Raw genomic sequence first — 16793 nt, 5'->3', positions numbered from 1 at the left:
GTGCTGTTCGCTCAGGGCATGACGGTGCGCCCGGCTTCCGTCTGCGGGCCCGAACCCCCGCGGTTAGAGTTGAGGAATGGAAGACCCGTCCGGCCTCTATGAGCTCGATCCGGATGTCAGCGACGTCCCGAGCGGGCTCCCGCTCGTCGCCGGCCTGACCGGTTTCGCGGATGCCGGTGGTGCGGTGAGCCAGTTCACCGAGCACCTGCTCGGGTCGCTCGACACCCGTGTCATCGCGACCTTCGACAACGACGCGCTGCTCGACTACCGTGCGCGGCGCCCGACCATCTACTTCGACCAGGACCACCTCGAGAACTACCGTCCCGCCTCGCTCGCCCTCCATCTCGCCAAGGACGAGATCGGTCAGCAGTTCCTGCTGCTCGCCGGCTACGAGCCGGACTTCCAGTGGGAGCGGTTCACCGCAGCCGTGCTCGGTCTCATCGACCGGTACCAGGCGAAGTCGACGACCTGGGTCCATGCGATCCCCATGCCGGTGCCGCACACGCGACCGATCGGCGTGACCGTGAGCGGCAATCGCACCGAGCTCATCGAGACGTTCTCGGTCTGGAAGCCGCACACCCAGGTGCTCGCCAACGCGCTGCACCTCGTCGAGTACCGGCTCCAGCAGCTCGACCACCCCACGGCGGGCTTCGTGCTGCTGATACCGCACTACCTTTCCGACACCGAGTTCCCGGATGCCGCCATCAAGGCTCTCGAGTCGGTGAGTTCGGCGACCGGCCTCATCTTCGCCACGGAGGAACTCAAGGAGGAGAGCCGCGAGTTCGTCTCCAAGATCGACGGTCAGGTGGAGAACAACCACGAGCTGGCCCGACTGGTCGGCACGCTCGAGGAGCGTCACGATTCCTACATGGCGGGGAATCCGCTGCGGTCGCCCCTCACCGACGAGGACGGCGAGCTGCCGACGGCGGATGAGATCGCCGCGGAACTGGAGATCTTCCTCGCCCTGCGCCGTAACGGCGACGACGATCAGGGGTCCACTCGCCCCGAATAACGCGGCACTTCGGAATACCGGAGAGCTGCGCTCGGTTGTCTCTACTACTGCATCGGAACGACTGCGGGGGCATCCGTCGAGGGACCGTGGGTTTCCGTGCAATAATTGACCACGGACCCGTTCAGGTCGTCGTGTCGTCGTGGCATTCAGGTGTTGCGCGGCAGGGACTTGACATGGGTCCTAGTACTGCCCGAAATCTGACCAGCACCGTGTGGCGACGCCGTGCGGTCGGGCGGTACGGGAGCACAGCTGACGAAAGGTGACCCCATGGCAACCAGAACCAAGGCCACCGCCCCCAAGGCGACCGAGAAGAAGACGACCGAGAAGAAGACGACCGCGAAGGCAGCGCCGGCGAAGCCCGCTGCAACCAAGCCAGCCGCGACGAAGCCAGCCGCGGCGAAGGCTGCCGCGGCGAAGGCTGCTCCGGCAAAGGCGGCTCCCGCGAAGGCGGCGACCAAGGCGGCTGCGACCAAGGCGGCTGCGACCAAGGCACCTGCCTCGAAGTCGACCACTGCGAAGGCGGCGAAGGCCCCGACCGCGAAGGCGGCGGCCACGAAGGCCCCAGCTGCGAAGACCACGGCTGCCAAGGCCGCTTCTGCCAAGCCCTCGGCGACGAAGACCACCACCGCCAGGGCTGCGTCCGCTAAGTCCGTACCGGCATCGAAGCCGACCGCGAAGACAGCGCCGGCGAAGGCCGGGAAGTCCGGCCCGGCGAAAGCGGGAACCGCCTCCGTGAAGGCGACGTCGAAGTCGAAGGCCACGAGATCGAAGGCCACCGACGACGAGGTGGACGAGGAAGTCGACGATATCGAACTCGACGTGGATGTTGCCGATCTGGCATCCGAGGACGAGGTCGTCGTCGACGACGACACCGACGCGGACGAGTCCGACGACGACGCCGAAGCCCCTGCGGGCAAGAGCCGGCCGGAGGCGTCGAAGGGCGACGCGGAGGAGTCGGACGACGACGACGCCGATGAGGAGTCGACCGGAACGAACGAACCGCTTCCGACGGGCGCCCTCGTGCTCTCGCTCGTCGACGACGAGGACGAGGTCCCCGTCTACTCCGCAGCCATCACCGGTGCGACGGCCGACCCGGTCAAGGACTACCTCAAGCAGATCGGCAAGGTCGCGCTGCTGAACGCCGCCGAAGAGGTCGAACTCGCCATGCGCATCGAGGCCGGGCTGTTCGCCGAGGACAAGCTCGCTAACGAGAAAGGCAAGGTCGGCAAGGAGCTAGAACGCGAGTTGCGCTGGGTCGCCAAGGACGGCCAGCGCGCCAAGGCACACCTCCTCGGAGCCAACCTGCGTCTGGTCGTCTCACTGGCCAAGCGCTACACCGGTCGCGGAATGCAGTTCCTCGATCTCATCCAGGAGGGGAACCTCGGCCTCATCAGGGCGGTCGAGAAGTTCGACTACACCAAGGGCTTCAAGTTCTCGACCTACGCGACGTGGTGGATCCGCCAGGCGATCACCCGCGCGATGGCGGACCAGGCCCGCACCATCCGCATCCCTGTCCACATGGTCGAGGTCATCAACAAGCTCGCCCGCGTGCAGCGCCAGATGCTCCAGGACCTGGGCCGGGAGCCGACTCCGGAAGAGCTGAGTCGCGAGCTCGACATGACCCCGGAGAAGGTCGTCGAGGTGCAGAAGTACGGTCGTGAGCCGATCTCCCTGCACACCCCGCTCGGTGAGGACGGCGACAGCGAATTCGGTGACCTCATCGAGGACACCGAAGCCGTCGTGCCGGCGGATGCCGTCGGGTTCACCATGCTGCAGAAGCAACTCGAGAGTCTGCTCGACTCGCTCTCCGAGCGCGAGGCGGGCGTCATCCGGATGCGTTTCGGCCTCGGCGACGGGATGCCCAAGACGCTCGACCAGATCGGCGACACGTTCGGCGTGACGCGCGAGCGCATCCGCCAGATCGAGTCGAAGACGATGGCGAAGCTTCGCCATCCGTCCCGCTCCCAGTCGCTGCGCGACTACCTCGAGTAGACGGACATGGCGGCGAAGCCCAACGAGGGCAAGGCTCTCGAGGTCGAGGTCGACGGGATGCGCTACCTGCGCCTCCCGATCAGGACGCGGCTGGTCGGGCCGGAGGACGACATCGTCGAGATCGTCACCGCATTCGCGAGCGATCGCCTCGAAGCCGGCGACGCCCTTTTCGTCACCGAGAAGATCGTCGCGATAACCCAGGGCCGGGCGTATCCGATCGAAGAGATCGTCCCGCGCCCGCTGGCCACACGGCTCTCACGGTACGTCACGAAGACACCCGGCGGGATCGGTCTCGGAATGCCGGAGACGATGGAGATGGCGTTGCGGGAGTGCGGAACCCCGCGCATCCTGTTCGCTGCTGCGGTTGCCGCGGTGACGAAGCTGTTCGGGAAGCGAGGCGCCTTCTACGTCGTGGCGGGCCCCAGGGCGCGAGGCATCGACGGGCCGACGAGCGGCACGATCCCCCCTTACAACTCTCAGGTGGTGTTGGCCCCCGACCGTCCCCGCGAGGTCGCACGCCGGCTCAAGGCCGCGCTGCGGCCCGACATCGACGTTCTCATCGTCGACATCAATGACTTCGGCGGGAACGTGCTCGGCTCGACCCTGACCGCGCGAGGCGATCGACTCATGGAGCGCGTGCTCGCCGACAACCCCCTCGGGCAGGGCCACCAGAGCACGCCGCTCGGCATCATCCGCCGCGCCTGACGCCCGACCCCGGCCGTTCGCCGGTCAGAAGCCGATGACTTCCCGGTAGAGGGGGAGCAGTCCGGTCTTCGTTCCGGTGAGGCTCGGCTTCGCCTGGAAGACCCCGGTGTTGTAGTTCCCCTCGATGACGACGGGTCGATCCGGCGAGATGGCCACATCCCAGCCGACATAGGGGATCTGTGGGATGACCCGGGCGACCTCGTCGACGAGCTCCAGCACCTGGTCGTAGAGAGGCACCTGGAAACCGGGGATGCGAATCCCCGAGACGGGGTGGATCTCATAGGCGTCGCCGGCGACGTCGAAGGCCGCGTGCACCGCCCGTCCATTCTCGTCGAGCATGGTGTACATGCCGCCGTGGGCGAAGTTGTCGATGACATCGTCGTTGCCCATCTTGAGCACCCGGGCGAGCACGTGCACGTCGGTGCCGTCGAAGTAGGTGACGATGCGCAGGGAGTTGACGCTCGACGGGTTGAGCGCGGCCATTTCCGGATGCTGCGGGATGACCTGCTCGACGAGGAACTGGCGATTCGCGAGAAGCTCGTCACGGAACGTCTCGTAATCGTCGATCGCCGCCGCATTCCTGCGCTCGATGCCCTGCCCTCCGTCGCTGTCGATCACCTTGATCATGACCGATTCGTGGTGTTCGACGAACCTCTGCAGCTCGGCGACGGATGCCGTGCGCACGTCGAGGGTCTCCCGACCGACATACTTCGCGAAGACCTGAACGAACTCCGACTTGTCCGCGAAGTTGTGCCGGTACGCCTTCTGGTTGACGAGCTGGGCGATGTGATTCGACTTCGGGTGCGTCATGTAGGTTTTGCGTTCCCGGTGCTTCAGGAGATGGAAGTCCCAGTCCTGGTAGTCGGTGAAGCCGGTCTCATGCGCTGCGGCTGACCAGATCATGTCACCGGCGATGAGCCAGGCAGGCTTCCACGTCGTCGCGCTCAGCTTGCGTGAAATGCGAGACAGGTTCGCCCAGTCGACATTGCGGGCGCGCCACAGGAAGTAGTCGATGCGCCGTCGCAGTCCGAGCGAGCGGCGTGCTGCCACCTAGACTTCCTCGAGAAGCCGACTCGACTCGTCGTGCCAGTCCGTGGCGATGGCGGAGAGCTTCTCCTGGTGACGGCGGCCGTGATGGGCGCAGAAGAGCAACTCGCTCTCGCCGATCATGACCCGGATGTAGGCCTGTGCTCCGCAGCTGTCGCAACGGTCCGAGGCGGTGAGCTGGTAGGAGTCGCGTTCGACCGTTGCCGTGCTTCCGGCGGTGACCTGAGACATCTGCACTCCTCTTCGCTCGTGTCGTACACCTATCCAAACACGCCGCCGCGGAATTCGTTGCCACGCGACGGGGTATTTCGCTGTCCGCGTAGGAGCGGCGCCGTTGGGGTGTCGAAGTCCGGCGGGGTCGGCGTGGGTCGTTAGGGTTGAAGGCGGCCCGGCGGCGACCTGCGCGCGCCGGATGTGCGCCGATCGGCGACGGGATCCGGAGGTCTTCAGTGGCGAGTTCCGACTACTCGGCGCGGCATCTGTCCGTGCTGGAAGGTCTCGAAGCCGTTCGGAAGCGCCCGGGGATGTACATCGGCTCGACCGACTCCCGCGGACTCATGCACTGCCTCTGGGAGATCATCGACAACTCGGTCGACGAGGCGCTGGGAGGCTTCGGGGAGGACATCGACGTCATCCTGCACCCGGACGAGAGCGTCGAGGTCCGCGACCGCGCCCGCGGGATCCCGGTCGACATCGAACCGAAGACCGGCCTCTCCGGCGTCGAGGTCGTCTTCACCAAGCTGCACGCCGGCGGCAAGTTCGGCACCGGTTCCTACTCCTCCTCCGGCGGCCTGCACGGCGTCGGCGCCTCGGTCGTCAACGCGCTCTCGGAACGGCTCGACGTCGAGGTCGACCGGGACGGCAAGACCTGGGGGATGTCGTTCCACCGCGGGGAGCCCGGAACCTTCGCCGACTCGGGAGATCCCAAACCGGATGCCCCGTTCACTCCGTTCGTCTCCGGCAGCGAGCTGCGCGTGGTCGGCAAGGTCGCGAAGGGCGTGACCGGCACGCGCGTGCGGTACTGGGCTGACCCGCAGGTCTTCACCCGGGGGGCGGCTTTCCAGACCGATGAGCTGCTCGGGCGGGCGCGGCAGACGGCGTTCCTCGTGAAGGGGCTCGGCATCCGCATCGAGGATCAGCGCCCCGGGTCCTCCCAGGAGGGGAAGCCGCTCGTCGAGGAGTTCCGTTACGCCGGCGGGATCGTCGAGTACGTCGACTTCCTCGCCAAGGATGCGCCGGTGACTTCGACCTGGCAGCTCACCGGATCCGGCACCTTCACCGAGACCGTCCCCGTGCTCGACGACAAGGGCCACATGAGCCCGACCGAGCTCACGCGTGAGTGCGAGGTCGACGTGGCACTGCGCTGGGGGACCGGATACGACACCGAGTTCCGCAGCTACGTCAACATCATCGCCACACCCAAGGGCGGCACCCACCAGGCCGGGTTCGAGCAGGGGATGATGAAGTTCCTGCGCGCCCAGGTCGAGCAGAACGCGCGCCGCCTCAAGGTGGGAAACGACAAGCTCGAGAAGGACGACATCCTCGCCGGTCTCACCGCCGTGCTCACCGTGCGGCTGCCGGAGCCGCAGTTCGAGGGGCAGACTAAGGAGGTGCTCGGGACGCCCGCTGTGCGCAACATCGTCGCGAACGTCGTCGCGAAGGGGCTGGGCGAGCGCTTCTCCTCCTCGAAGCGCGACGACAAGAACCAGGTCGGGCTCGTGCTCGACAAGATCGTCGCCGAGATGAAGGCGCGGGTGTCCGCTCGCGCCCACAAGGAGACCCAGCGTCGCAAGAACGCGCTCGAGAGCTCGTCGTTGCCTGCGAAACTCGTCGACTGCCGCAGTAACGACGTCGACAACAGCGAGCTGTTCATCGTCGAGGGCGACTCCGCGCTCGGCACCGCGAAGCTCGCGCGAGACAGCGAATACCAGGCGCTCCTGCCCATCCGCGGCAAGATCCTCAACGTGCAGAAGGCCTCGCTGCCTGACATGCTCTCGAACGCCGAGTGCGCGTCGATCATCCAGGTCATCGGGGCGGGCTCCGGTCGCAGCTTCGACCTGTCGAGTGCGCGCTACGGCAAGATCATCATCATGAGCGACGCGGATGTCGACGGGGCGCACATCCGGACCCTCCTGCTCACGCTCTTCCACCGCTACATGCCCGCCATGATCGAGGACGGCCGGGTGTACGCCGCTGTGCCGCCGCTGCACCGCGTCATTGTGCAGAACCCGGGCACGAAGCCGAACGAGACGATCTACACCTACTCGGAGGCCGAGCTGAACGGCGTGCTCGCCGGCCTCAAGAAGGCGGGCAAGCGATACCAGGATCCGATCCAGCGCTACAAGGGGCTCGGCGAGATGGATGCGGACCAGCTCTCCTCGACGACGATGGATCGCCGGTACCGCACGTTGCGGCGGGTGCGGATCCCGGATGCCCAGGCCGCCGAGAAGGTCTTCGAACTGCTCATGGGCAATGACGTCGCCCCGCGCAAGGAGTTCATCGTCGCGGGGGCTGCAGGCCTCAGTCGCGACCGCATCGACGTGTGAGCTGACAGTCGAATAGTTACTCGAACATAGTTGCGATAGAATTTGTGATTTAGTAGACTCTGTCTACCATGTTTCTCGAACAAACATCTTTCGAGTCGGAATCGATCCCGACCGATCCGCACGCGGCGGAGGTGGACCTCCTGTTCGAGCTCCTGGTGGAGGAACTTTCCGGGGTCAGCCCGTTTCGTGACGGCGTGGACCGGCTCGGCTCCATCGAACGCGCCAGGGCCGCGCTGTTCGCCGAAGAGGCGATCGAGCTCATGGACCTGGTGCAGTCGGCGATTGCCGAGGCCGGGCCGGGTGCCTCCGTCGACCTCGTCGTCCGCTCGGTAACCGCGGAGATCGCAGTCGCCCGCCACGTGTCGGACCGTACGATCCAGTCCCGGATCTCGGAGGCGTGGCGCCTCGTCGGGGACTTTCCCCTCACGCTGCATGCTCTCCAGTGCGGCACGGTGAGCATCGCCCACGCCCGGGTCATCGTCTCGGAGGGCATGACCATTCGCGACCCGCAGCGTCGTGCCGACTACGAATCGACGGTGCTCGAGCGGGCGGCGGAGGTCACTCCCGGACGGCTGGGGCGCCTTGCGAAGGCCGCCGCATCGGCGATCGCGGAGGTCTCCCTCGAGGAGCGTCATGAGAAGGCACGGGAGGCGCGCTCGGTCTCCTGCACCGAGCTCGCTGACGGGATGTCGGAGATCGTGGCCGTCATTCCGACGATTCTCGCCACCGGTATCGCGGACCGCCTGACCCAGCTGGGGAAGGCGGTCAAGGCCGCGCGGATCGCCGACCCGCACACGCCCGATACGTCCCCGGTGGATGCGCGCACCTTGGATCAATTGCGCGCCGACCTGTTCTGCGACCTGCTGCTGACCACGCAGCCCACCGGACATCCGCACGCGGCGCTCGATGCCATCCGTGCCGAGGTCGCCATTGTGATTCCCGCCCTGGCATTGCTGGGCGAGAGTGACGAGCCGGCGACGATACTGGGGCGCGGGCCGATCGGTCTCGACGACGCCCTGCGGATGGCGGCGAATACCCCATCGCTCGTCCGGGTGATCACCGATCCGGTCACCGATCTGGTCCTGGCCACCGACAACTACCGTCCTACCGGGAAATTGCGACGATATCTGCGAAGGCGAGACGGCCGCTGTCGATGTCCTTCCTGTAACCGGTCGGCTTGGCGCAGCGATATCGACCACACGGTCCCATACTCCGAAGGTGGACTCACCGAGCCGGGCAACCTCGCTTGCCTATGCCCAGGGCACCACACCATCAAACACCTGCCCGGCTGGCAACTGCGCCAACCCGAACCCGGCGTTCTGGAATGGACCACCCCGCACGGCATCGTCGCGGTCGACCGCCCCGACGTCCCTGTGCGATTCACTGCGTGAGTTGCACCCTCACGAGTTCGGCGAGAACCGCGGGGTAGATCGTCTCGGTGGTGGCCTCCAGTTCTGCGAGCGACCACCAGCGCGACTCGAGCATGCTGCGCTTCTCAAGCTCGGTCCCGCCGTCGTGGGTCACGTCGAAAGCCGTGACCCACGCGACGAAGAATTGCTCGTACTGGTGCAGCTGGATGTCCTCGAAGGCGAAGTCGATCTCCTGCTCGAACACCGGGCCGCTCACTGACGACAGCGCGAGGCCGGTCTCCTCCCTCACTTCACGCAGGGCCGCCTCCCGCGGGCTCTCCCCGGCGTCAAGACCGCCACCGGGAGTGAACCACCAGGATCCGCGGTCGGGTGCAGATGCGTCTCTCCCGCGAAACAGCAGCACTCGACCTCGCTCGTCGAACAGGATGACCCTGGCCGCTCGACGGTTCATGACGTCGTCATGACGTGGATGACGCGGAAACCCCGATCGAACCGACGACCCCCTCGAGCGGCGAGCCGGACGCATCTCTCTTAGCCCCGACATCCGGAAGCTCGCGTACTGCGCCATCCGTCCCCACGGCGAGAGCGGGGTCGGGGCCGGCCCAGGCGAGCGCGAGCGCGTCCTCGCCCTTGAGGAAGGCGTGGCAGCGCACTCCGCCGGTTCCGCGACCCTTGCCGGGGAACTCGTCGAACCGGGAGACCTTCGCGCGGCCGGGGTCGGTGCCGGCGATCGTGGCGGTGCTCGTCGAGACAGTCGCGACGACGACCTGCGCTCCGTTGCCGGCAGTGGCATCGATCGAGGCGAAGTGGATGACCGATGCGCCGGCCGAGAGGCGGATGCCGGCCATGCCTGCTGCGCTTCTGCCCTGCGGCCGCACCGATTCGGCGGGGAAGTGCAGCAACTGAGCGTCCGACGTCACGAAGACGAGCTCCTCCGCGTCAGCACCGCCTGCAGAGAGAGCCTGCGCCGCACCGACGACCTCGTCGCCGTCCTTGAGCGCGATGACCTCGAAGTCGGGCCGGCCGGGATAATCGCCGGGGGAGACCCGCTTGACGACGCCCTGCTTCGTCCCCAGCGCGATCGGGGCGTCCGATTCGAGCGAGACGAGCGCGACGACCCGCTCCTTCTTCGCGTCGAGTGCCAGATACTCTGCGACCTTCGCCCCCGCGGCGAGCTGGATCGAGTTCTCCGGAACCTGCGGCAGGTCGACGGGGGAGAGCCTCACGAGCCGGCCCAGATTCGTGATCGCGCCGATCTCGGTTCGACTCGTCGTCACGACCGACGACCGGATGGCGTCATGCTTGCTGCGGCGCACAGCGCGCGCCGGCGCATCCGACATTCCGTCGCCGACGTCGACCCGGATGATGCGGCCCGTCGTCGACAGCAGCACGCGGCACGGGGTGTCGGCGATCTCGAGGGACGGTGCGGCCGATGCGGACTTCGATACCGCCGCGACGGCGGCGGACGGGCGCGCTTCGGTCAGCAGCGTCCTGCGAGGCGTCCCGAACTCCTCGGCGACCGCCTCGAGTTCGTCCGAGACGAGCTGACGGATGCGCGCAGGGTCGGAGAGCAGCAGTTCCAGCTCGGCGATCTCGGCGCGAAGCTTGTCGCGCTCGGCCTCGAGCTCGATACGGGAGAACTTGGTGAGCCGACGAAGGCGCAACTCGAGGATGTACTCGGCCTGCAACTCGCTCAGGTTGAAGACGTCCATGAGGCGCTTGCGGGCGGCATCCGAGTCGTCGCTCGCCCGGATGACCTGGATGACCTCGTCGATGTCGAGGATCGCGATGAGCAGGCCGTCGACGAGGTGCAGGCGCTCCTGCCGCCGCGCGAGCCGGAACCGGCTGCGCCGGGTGGTCACCGAGATCCGGTGGTCGAGGTAGACCTGCAGCAGGTCGCGCAGCCCCAGCGTCTGCGGGCCGCCGTCCACGAGCGTCACGTTGTTGATGTTGAACTGGTCTTCGAGCGGGGTGTGCTTGTAGAGCTGCTCGAGCACGGCCTGCGGGTTGAACCCGGTCTTGATGCCGATGACGAGCCGCAGCCCGTGCTTGCGGTCGGTGAGGTCGGTGACGTCGGAGATACCGGCCAGCTTCTTCGAGTTGACCCCGTCCTTGATCTTCTCGATGACCTTCTCGGTGCCGACCATGTACGGCAGCTCGGTGACGATGAGCCCGACCTTGCGCGCGGTCACGTTCTCGACCGTCACCCTGGCGCGGGTCTTGAAACTGCCGCGCCCCGTCTCATAGGCGTCCCGGATGCCGCTCAGACCGATGATCGTCCCCCCGGTCGGCAGGTCCGGGCCCGGGATGAAGGACATGAGGTCGTCGAGGCCGGCATCCGGATGCGCGAGCAGGTGCCGAGCGCCGCCCACGACCTCGATGAGGTTGTGCGGAACCATGTTGGTCGCCATGCCGACCGCGATGCCGGAGGCGCCGTTCACGAGCAGGTTCGGGAAGGCGGCGGGCAGCACGTCGGGCTGGGTGAGCTGGTTGTCGTAGTTCGGAACGAAGTCGACGACGTCCTCGTCGAGGTCGGCGGTCATCGCCATCGCCGCAGCCGCGAGCCGTGCCTCGGTGTACCGCGGGGCCGCCGGACCATCATCGAGGGAACCGAAGTTGCCGTGGCCGTCGACGAGCGGCACGCGCATGATGAAGGCCTGGGTGAGGCGTACCATCGCGTCGTAGATCGAGGCGTCGCCGTGCGGGTGCAGCTTGCCCATGACATCGCCGACGACGCGCGAGGACTTGACGTGACCTCGGTCGGGGCGAAGCCCCATCTCACTCATCTGGTACAGGATGCGGCGCTGCACGGGTTTCAGGCCGTCGCGGGCATCCGGGAGCGCACGCGAGTAGATGACGGAGTAGGCGTATTCGAGGTAGGAGCCCTCCATCTCGGTCGCGACATCGATGTCATCGATGCGTTCGCCTTCGGAACGGGCAGGGGTGTCGGCAGAGGTAGTCATAGGATTGCGACCATGCTACCGGCCACGAATTCCGCGCGGCCGAGCCTTGCCGATGTTCTGCCGAACTGCCTCGACGCGGTGCTCGGCCGACCGAATCGGCTCGGGCTTCCAGCGGTCGATCGGGCCCTCGTCGTGCTCGTCGACGGCCTCGGGGCGGGCTCGCTCGGTGCGCGCGCCGGGCACGCCAGAACGCTCGCCGGGGCGCTGTCGAAGGAGTCGGTGATCGCGGCGGGGTTCCCCACGACGACGGCCTCGAACATCGCGACACTCACGACCGGGGAGCCCTCCGGGGTGCACGGCCTCGTCGGTTACACGGTGCTCGACCCCGCGCACGACCGCATCGTCAACCAGTTGAGCGGCTGGGACGCCCTCCTCGACCCCGCCACCTGGCAGCGGTCGCGGACCGTCTTCGAGCGGGCAGCGGATACGGGGATCGGCAGCGTCGTCGTCGCACCGGCGCGCTACCGCGACTCGGGGTTCACCCGGGCGGTCCTTCGGGGCGCGGCCTATCGCGACGGGAAATCGGTCGCCGATCGTTTCGAGGCCGCCCGGCAGGCGCTCGACGACCTCGACCGGGGAATCGTCTACCTCTACGTCCCCGAACTCGACCAGGTCTCGCACAAGCACGGCTGGGAGTCGGCGAAGTGGACCGCGAAGCTCGAAAGCGTCGATGCGGAGCTCACGAGGTTCGCGGGGGCGCTGACCGCCAGGGAGGGACTCCTCCTCACCGCGGACCACGGCGTACTCGATGTTCCACCGCACGCGCAGGTGCTGTTCGGGGAGGACCCCGCGCTCGTCGACGGCATCCGCTTCGTCGCGGGTGAGCCGCGCTGCCTGCAGCTTCATTTCGAGCCGGATGCCTCACCCGCGCTGCGGGCCGAGGTCGTCGACCGCTGGCGACGTGCCGAGGGCGGCCGGGCCGATGTCCTCACCAGGGACGAGGCGATCGAGCAGGGCTGGTTCGGGCCTCGCGTGGACCCGGAGGTCGTACCGCGCATCGGCGACATCCTGGTCGCCGCGCGTAAGGCGATCGCCTACTACGACACGAGGGCGAAGAAACAGGACGGACGCGCGATGGTCGGACAGCACGGTTCCCGCTCCGCCGAGGAGTCGCGCGTGCCGCTCCTCAGGTTCGGGGCATTCGCGCGCCGCTGAGCGGTTCGGGCCTAGGCGGGGTCGTCGTCGGAGCGTGCCCCGAAAACGATCTCGTCCCAGCTCGGCATGGCGGCGCGGCCCTTCTTCGACGAGCGCTGGTGGATGCTCGGTACCGTGGACGATTGCGACACAGCCGGTTGCGGCGCGGTCGGCTGCTCATCATCCTCGAGGTCCGGCAGAGGCACCTCGACGAGCCGGATGCTCCCGGTCGACGGGTGATCCGACTTCGCGTCCTCGAGGTCGTCGTACTGCGCGCTCTCGCGCTCGCCACGGCGGCGGCGGAGCGCCTCGAGAAGGTCGGCCGTCTGGTTGGACGGGGCGACCTCCTCCTGCGACTCATCCGCGGTCGCGGTGGGCGCCGCGCCGATCCGGCCGTAGGGGACGGCCTCGAGATGCGGGGCGGTGTCCTGGATGCTGCTGTCGCGGCCCGCGAGCTCATGGTCGACGAAGGCGCCGCTGTCGAAACGGGAGTTGTCCGCGACACGGTCGCGCCCGTCGACGGCGCGCAGCCGCGGGATGAGGCTCCCGGTGGGCTCTCCCTGCCGGGAGAGGGTCTCCGCCTCGCTGTTGAGCGGTGCGAGCGCCGACTTCTTGGGGTCGAAGCGCCAACGGGCGTCGTGGTCGATCGTCTCGGCGGTGAAGGAGAGCTTCACGACCCAGCCGCTGCCCTCCTCCTTCCAGCTCGCCCAGCGCTCGTCGATGGCACCCAGCTCGTGGAGGCGCCCCAGGATGGCGGTCCCGAAGGTCATCGGCACGTCGCTGAGCTCGGTGTCCATGGCGGTGTGCACGGGCACGGCGAGTGCGGACTCGATGACGTACTCGCGTTCGGCGATCACCGGGCCCTCGAATCGCTGGATGTATTCGAGGGACGCACCCGTGATGGAGGCGACGTCCTGAGCGGAGAGCCCCGCGCGGATGTGGGCCTGGATGTCCTTCGGTGCGAGCCGCCTGCCGCTGCCGGCATCCGGTGGGGACTGCCTCAGCCTGGACCGCAAGGCGTCGTCGACGGCGATCCGATAGCGCTCGCCTTCGTCCGAGGTGGCGAGGAGTGCACCATCCTCGACGCCGATCACTCTCAGCTCCTGCATCAGCCGGCCTCTTTCACGTCACGATTGCTCTCAGCGTGCCATGCAAACCGCGTCGTGACCGGGAATAACCCGGGCGTGCCGTAAGTTCAGTCTGGCGTGAGATCGGAAGACGCATCCGGATGGTTTGCTATTGCGAATCAATTGATGCAAACTACCCCCGCCGATTTCGCGCAACCGACTAGCTGAAGAAGTGGATGGTAATGGCAACCGACTACGACGCGCCACGCAAGACCGACGACGACTCGGAGTCGATCGAGGCGCTCAAGGAACGTGTCCCGGACAAGATGTCCGGGGTCGTCGATGTCGATGATGCCGACAATCCGGGCGGTTTCGAACTGCCCGGTGCCGACCTCTCGGATCTCGACCTGGATGTCGTGGTTCTTCCGCCTCAGGCCGACGAGTTCACCTGTGTGAGCTGCTTCCTCGTGAAGCACCGTTCCCAGATCGACCACGAGGAGAAACTCGGGCCGATCTGCCTCGAATGCGCGAGCTGACCTAGGAAGCCTTCGCCGACTCGAAGGCCGCGAGGAGTGCGTCGGGGCGCCGCGTCGACACGAGCCAGTACGGTGTCGGGTCTTCCGGGTCCGTGAGCTCGATACGCACGACCGGGCCCACCCATCCGCGGATGAGCAACCAGGCTCGGGCGTCCAGGTCCACGCCGCGCTGCGCCGTCGCCTCGGGTTCGCGGTAGGCGGTCGCCTCGCCGGCGAACTCCAGGGGGAGCCGCGCTCGCCCTGCTGTGAACTCGCGATCGGTCACCGCGATGACCGGGGAGGCGAGCACGAGGATGCCGCAGCAGCCCGCGTAGAGCACGATGGCGACCACGATCCCCGTCGTGACGTCGATCGGCCAGAACACGAGCAGGCTCGCGGGAATCACGAGCGCCATGGACAGGAACACCCATGCGGATGCCCACAGCTTCTCCCGGTAGATCGTCATGCCTCTATTCGATCAGACTTTGACCGTCCGGCTTGCACTAGCCTCGTTACGTGATCGACGCAGTAGAGGTCCTGTTCCGGGGCGAGACGATTCCCGAGTACGCGCATCCGGGCGACGCGGGGGCCGACCTGAGTGCGGCCGAGGCGGTGGATCTCGGACCCGGTGAGCGCGCGACCGTCAGAACCGGCGTATCGATCGCCCTCCCCGACGGTTACGTCGGGTTCGTCGTGCCGAGAAGCGGCCTGGCCGCACGCCACGGCATCACGATCGTGAACAGCCCCGGGACGGTGGATGCCGGCTATCGCGGCGAGCTCAGGGTGACACTGCTCAACACGGACTCCTCGGAGGCGTATTCTGTGGCGGTCGGCGACCGCATCGCCCAGCTCATCGTCATGCCGGTCTCGCGAGCGCGATTCATCCCGGTAGGCTCACTCCCCGGAAGCGACCGGGGAGAGTCCGGATTCGGGTCGAGTGGATACGGTGGCGCGGGCAAGGATGCCGGCGAAGTGAAGTCAGGAGCATAGGCGTGGACGAAGCAGCAGACCCGGCCGGGGATGGCCCGGAACAGGACGGTCGAGCCGAGCAGGAGCAGGCGAAGTCGGCGCCCGTCGACCGCTCGACGGCCGGCCCCCTCGATGAGAGCGAAGCGAACGCGGTGCGCCCCTACGTCGACCTCGGCGGGGTCAAGATCCTCCCCCGCGAGGGACTGCAACTGCGACTCGAGGTCGAGGACGGCAGCAAGCGGGTCGTGGCAGTAGGCCTCGACTACGCGGGCTCGACCCTGCAGGTCCAGCCCTTCGCCGCCCCACGGTCGACCGGTCTCTGGCACGAGATCCGTCATCAGATCGCCGACCAGATCGCCAAGCAGGGCGGGACGACGAAGCTCACCGTCGGGCCGTTCGGCCCTGAACTTCTCGCCGAGATCCCGGCGGCAGCGCCGGGGCAGCCCGGCTCGAAGCGTCTCGCGCGGTTCATCGGGGTCGACGGGCCGCGGTGGTTCCTGCGCGGCGTCATCGCCGGCGACGGTGCGGTCAAGCCGGATGCGGCGGAGAAGGTCGAGGACCTGTTCCGCAGCATCGTGGTCGTGCGCGGCACGACTCCGATGCCCCCGCGCGACCTCATTCCCCTGACGATGCCGCAGTCGGCCGGCTCGGCGGATGGCGTCGCCCCCGGGGGCACCGGACCGACCAGTGTCTGAGCCGGATCGGGCGACACCGGATGGGGCGACACCGGATGAGCCGGCCGAGACCCTGAGGGAAGCATTCGGGAGTGCGGTGCGCAAGGCCGGATTCGGCCAGGTCGCCCCCGGAGAGGTTCCGACGGCCAGGTCACTGCTCGCCGCGGTCGGCGGAGTGCGCGGCCTCATCGAGGCGATCCTGCCCGGGCTCGGCTTCCTCATCGTGTACGCGATCACCCGGCAGGTGCTGCCGTCGGTCATCGCGCCGGTCATCGTCGCCGCGGCCTTCGTCATCACCCGCCTCCTCATGAAGTCACCGGCGACCCCCGCCATCGCCGGGGTGTTCGGCATCGCGCTCTCGGCCGGTCTCGCGCTCGTCACCGGCCGTGCCGAAGACAACTTCGTACTCGGTCTCGCGATCAACGTCGGGTCGGTGCTCGTCCTGCTCGTGAGCCTCGCCGTGCGCTGGCCGCTCATCGGTCTCATCGTCGGGGTGCTCACGAACGAGTTCACCGCCTGGCGGAAGGATGCGGCCAAGCGGCGGGTGCTGACGCTCGCCACCTGGCTCTGGGTCGGGTTGTTCTCGCTGCGCCTCGCCGTGCAGGCTCCGCTGTACTTCTCCGGCCAGACCGAGTGGCTTGCCGGGACGAAGCTGCTCATGGGAGTCCCGTTGTATGCCGCGATGCTCTGGGTGACCTGGCTGCTCGTGAAGTCGGTGTACGACAGGGCCGACGACTCCTCTGCACAGTGATAGGGTTTATCTTGATGTCAAGATAGTTTTGGCGGAACGGCAAAGGAG

Annotated in this window: 16 protein-coding genes; 10 read left to right on the top strand and 6 right to left on the bottom strand. The window is 67.4% G+C overall.

Translation table 11 applies throughout. The features are described from left to right. Window positions 1-76 precede the first annotated feature (76 nt). The 3 genes from ABD678_RS11215 (at window position 77) to ABD678_RS11205 (ending at window position 3709) form a co-directional block, all read left to right on the top strand. A complete protein-coding gene (locus tag ABD678_RS11215; protein ID WP_344756649.1) occupies window positions 77-1012 on the top strand; it encodes a proteasome assembly chaperone family protein in 936 nt (311 codons plus the stop codon). Window positions 1013-1279: 267 nt separating this feature from the next. Continuing rightward, entirely contained in the window at window positions 1280-3004 is a 1725-nt protein-coding gene (locus ABD678_RS11210; RefSeq protein ID WP_344756647.1) for an RNA polymerase sigma factor, read from the top strand. Between the two features lie 6 nt (window positions 3005-3010). Next, a complete protein-coding gene (locus ABD678_RS11205; RefSeq protein WP_344756645.1) occupies window positions 3011-3709 on the top strand; it encodes a coenzyme F420-0:L-glutamate ligase in 699 nt (232 codons plus the stop codon). A 24-nt stretch (window positions 3710-3733) separates the two neighbouring features. On the opposite strand, the gene ABD678_RS11200 is transcribed toward ABD678_RS11205, so the two are convergent. Together ABD678_RS11200 and ABD678_RS11195 are read right to left on the bottom strand one after the other, a co-directional pair. After that, window positions 3734-4759 carry a sugar-transfer associated ATP-grasp domain-containing protein gene (locus tag ABD678_RS11200; RefSeq protein ID WP_344756644.1) on the bottom strand — a complete coding sequence of 342 codons (1026 nt, stop codon included), beginning with the start codon at window positions 4757-4759 and terminating at the stop codon, window positions 3734-3736. Then, window positions 4760-4987 carry a DUF7455 domain-containing protein gene (locus tag ABD678_RS11195; protein ID WP_344756642.1) on the bottom strand — a complete coding sequence of 76 codons (228 nt, stop codon included), beginning with the start codon at window positions 4985-4987 and terminating at the stop codon, window positions 4760-4762. It abuts the gene before it with no gap. Window positions 4988-5205: 218 nt separating this feature from the next. Between ABD678_RS11195 and ABD678_RS11190 the strand changes: the two genes are divergently transcribed. Both ABD678_RS11190 and ABD678_RS11185 read left to right on the top strand, forming a co-directional pair. Continuing rightward, complete coding sequence (locus tag ABD678_RS11190) at window positions 5206-7302, top strand: DNA gyrase/topoisomerase IV subunit B (protein WP_344756640.1); 2097 nt, start codon at window positions 5206-5208, stop codon at window positions 7300-7302. A 68-nt stretch (window positions 7303-7370) separates the two neighbouring features. After that, window positions 7371-8693, top strand: a complete 1323-nt coding sequence (locus ABD678_RS11185; protein WP_344756638.1) for an HNH endonuclease signature motif containing protein — start codon at window positions 7371-7373, stop codon at window positions 8691-8693. Here ABD678_RS11185 and ABD678_RS11180 read toward each other — a convergent pair. Further along, window positions 8683-9123, bottom strand: a complete 441-nt coding sequence (locus ABD678_RS11180) for an NUDIX hydrolase (RefSeq protein ID WP_344756636.1) — start codon at window positions 9121-9123, stop codon at window positions 8683-8685. The genes ABD678_RS11185 and ABD678_RS11180 overlap by 11 nt on opposite strands. Window positions 9124-9130: 7 nt before the next feature. Continuing rightward, a complete protein-coding gene (locus ABD678_RS11175; protein ID WP_344756634.1) occupies window positions 9131-11635 on the bottom strand; it encodes a DNA gyrase/topoisomerase IV subunit A in 2505 nt (834 codons plus the stop codon). A gap of 12 nt (window positions 11636-11647) precedes the next feature. On the opposite strand from ABD678_RS11175, the gene ABD678_RS11170 reads away from it, so the two are divergent. Continuing rightward, window positions 11648-12790, top strand: coding sequence for an alkaline phosphatase family protein (locus tag ABD678_RS11170; RefSeq protein ID WP_344756632.1), 1143 nt, complete (start codon window positions 11648-11650; stop codon window positions 12788-12790). Between the two features lie 11 nt (window positions 12791-12801). Here the strand turns inward: ABD678_RS11170 and sepH are convergent, their stop codons facing one another. Further along, a complete protein-coding gene (sepH, locus tag ABD678_RS11165) occupies window positions 12802-13878 on the bottom strand; it encodes a septation protein SepH (RefSeq protein WP_344756630.1) in 1077 nt (358 codons plus the stop codon). A 200-nt stretch (window positions 13879-14078) separates the two neighbouring features. On the opposite strand from sepH, the gene ABD678_RS11160 reads away from it, so the two are divergent. Beyond that, entirely contained in the window at window positions 14079-14372 is a 294-nt protein-coding gene (locus tag ABD678_RS11160) for a DUF4193 domain-containing protein (RefSeq protein WP_344756628.1), read from the top strand. A gap of 1 nt (window position 14373) precedes the next feature. Here the strand turns inward: ABD678_RS11160 and ABD678_RS11155 are convergent, their stop codons facing one another. Further along, window positions 14374-14817, bottom strand: coding sequence for a DUF3093 domain-containing protein (locus ABD678_RS11155; protein WP_344756626.1), 444 nt, complete (start codon window positions 14815-14817; stop codon window positions 14374-14376). Between the two features lie 50 nt (window positions 14818-14867). Between ABD678_RS11155 and dut the strand changes: the two genes are divergently transcribed. From dut to ABD678_RS11140, 3 genes are read left to right on the top strand one after another with little or no spacing between them, the layout of a single operon-like run. After that, complete coding sequence (dut, locus tag ABD678_RS11150; protein ID WP_344756624.1) at window positions 14868-15341, top strand: dUTP diphosphatase; 474 nt, start codon at window positions 14868-14870, stop codon at window positions 15339-15341. A 2-nt stretch (window positions 15342-15343) separates the two neighbouring features. Next, window positions 15344-16015: a DUF3710 domain-containing protein gene (locus tag ABD678_RS11145; RefSeq protein ID WP_344756622.1), complete on the top strand. Its 672-nt coding sequence runs from the start codon at window positions 15344-15346 to the stop codon at window positions 16013-16015. Further along, window positions 16008-16745: a DUF3159 domain-containing protein gene (locus tag ABD678_RS11140; RefSeq protein ID WP_344756620.1), complete on the top strand. Its 738-nt coding sequence runs from the start codon at window positions 16008-16010 to the stop codon at window positions 16743-16745. The genes ABD678_RS11145 and ABD678_RS11140 overlap by 8 nt, the downstream gene beginning before the upstream one ends. Window positions 16746-16793 lie beyond the last annotated feature (48 nt).

This window comes from Leifsonella bigeumensis, from assembly GCF_039537265.1.
Classification (GTDB): Bacteria; Actinomycetota; Actinomycetes; order Actinomycetales; family Microbacteriaceae; genus Terrimesophilobacter; species Terrimesophilobacter bigeumensis.
The sequence above is the reverse complement of the archived record's forward strand: the minus strand, read 5'-3'. Positions and strand labels throughout refer to the sequence as shown.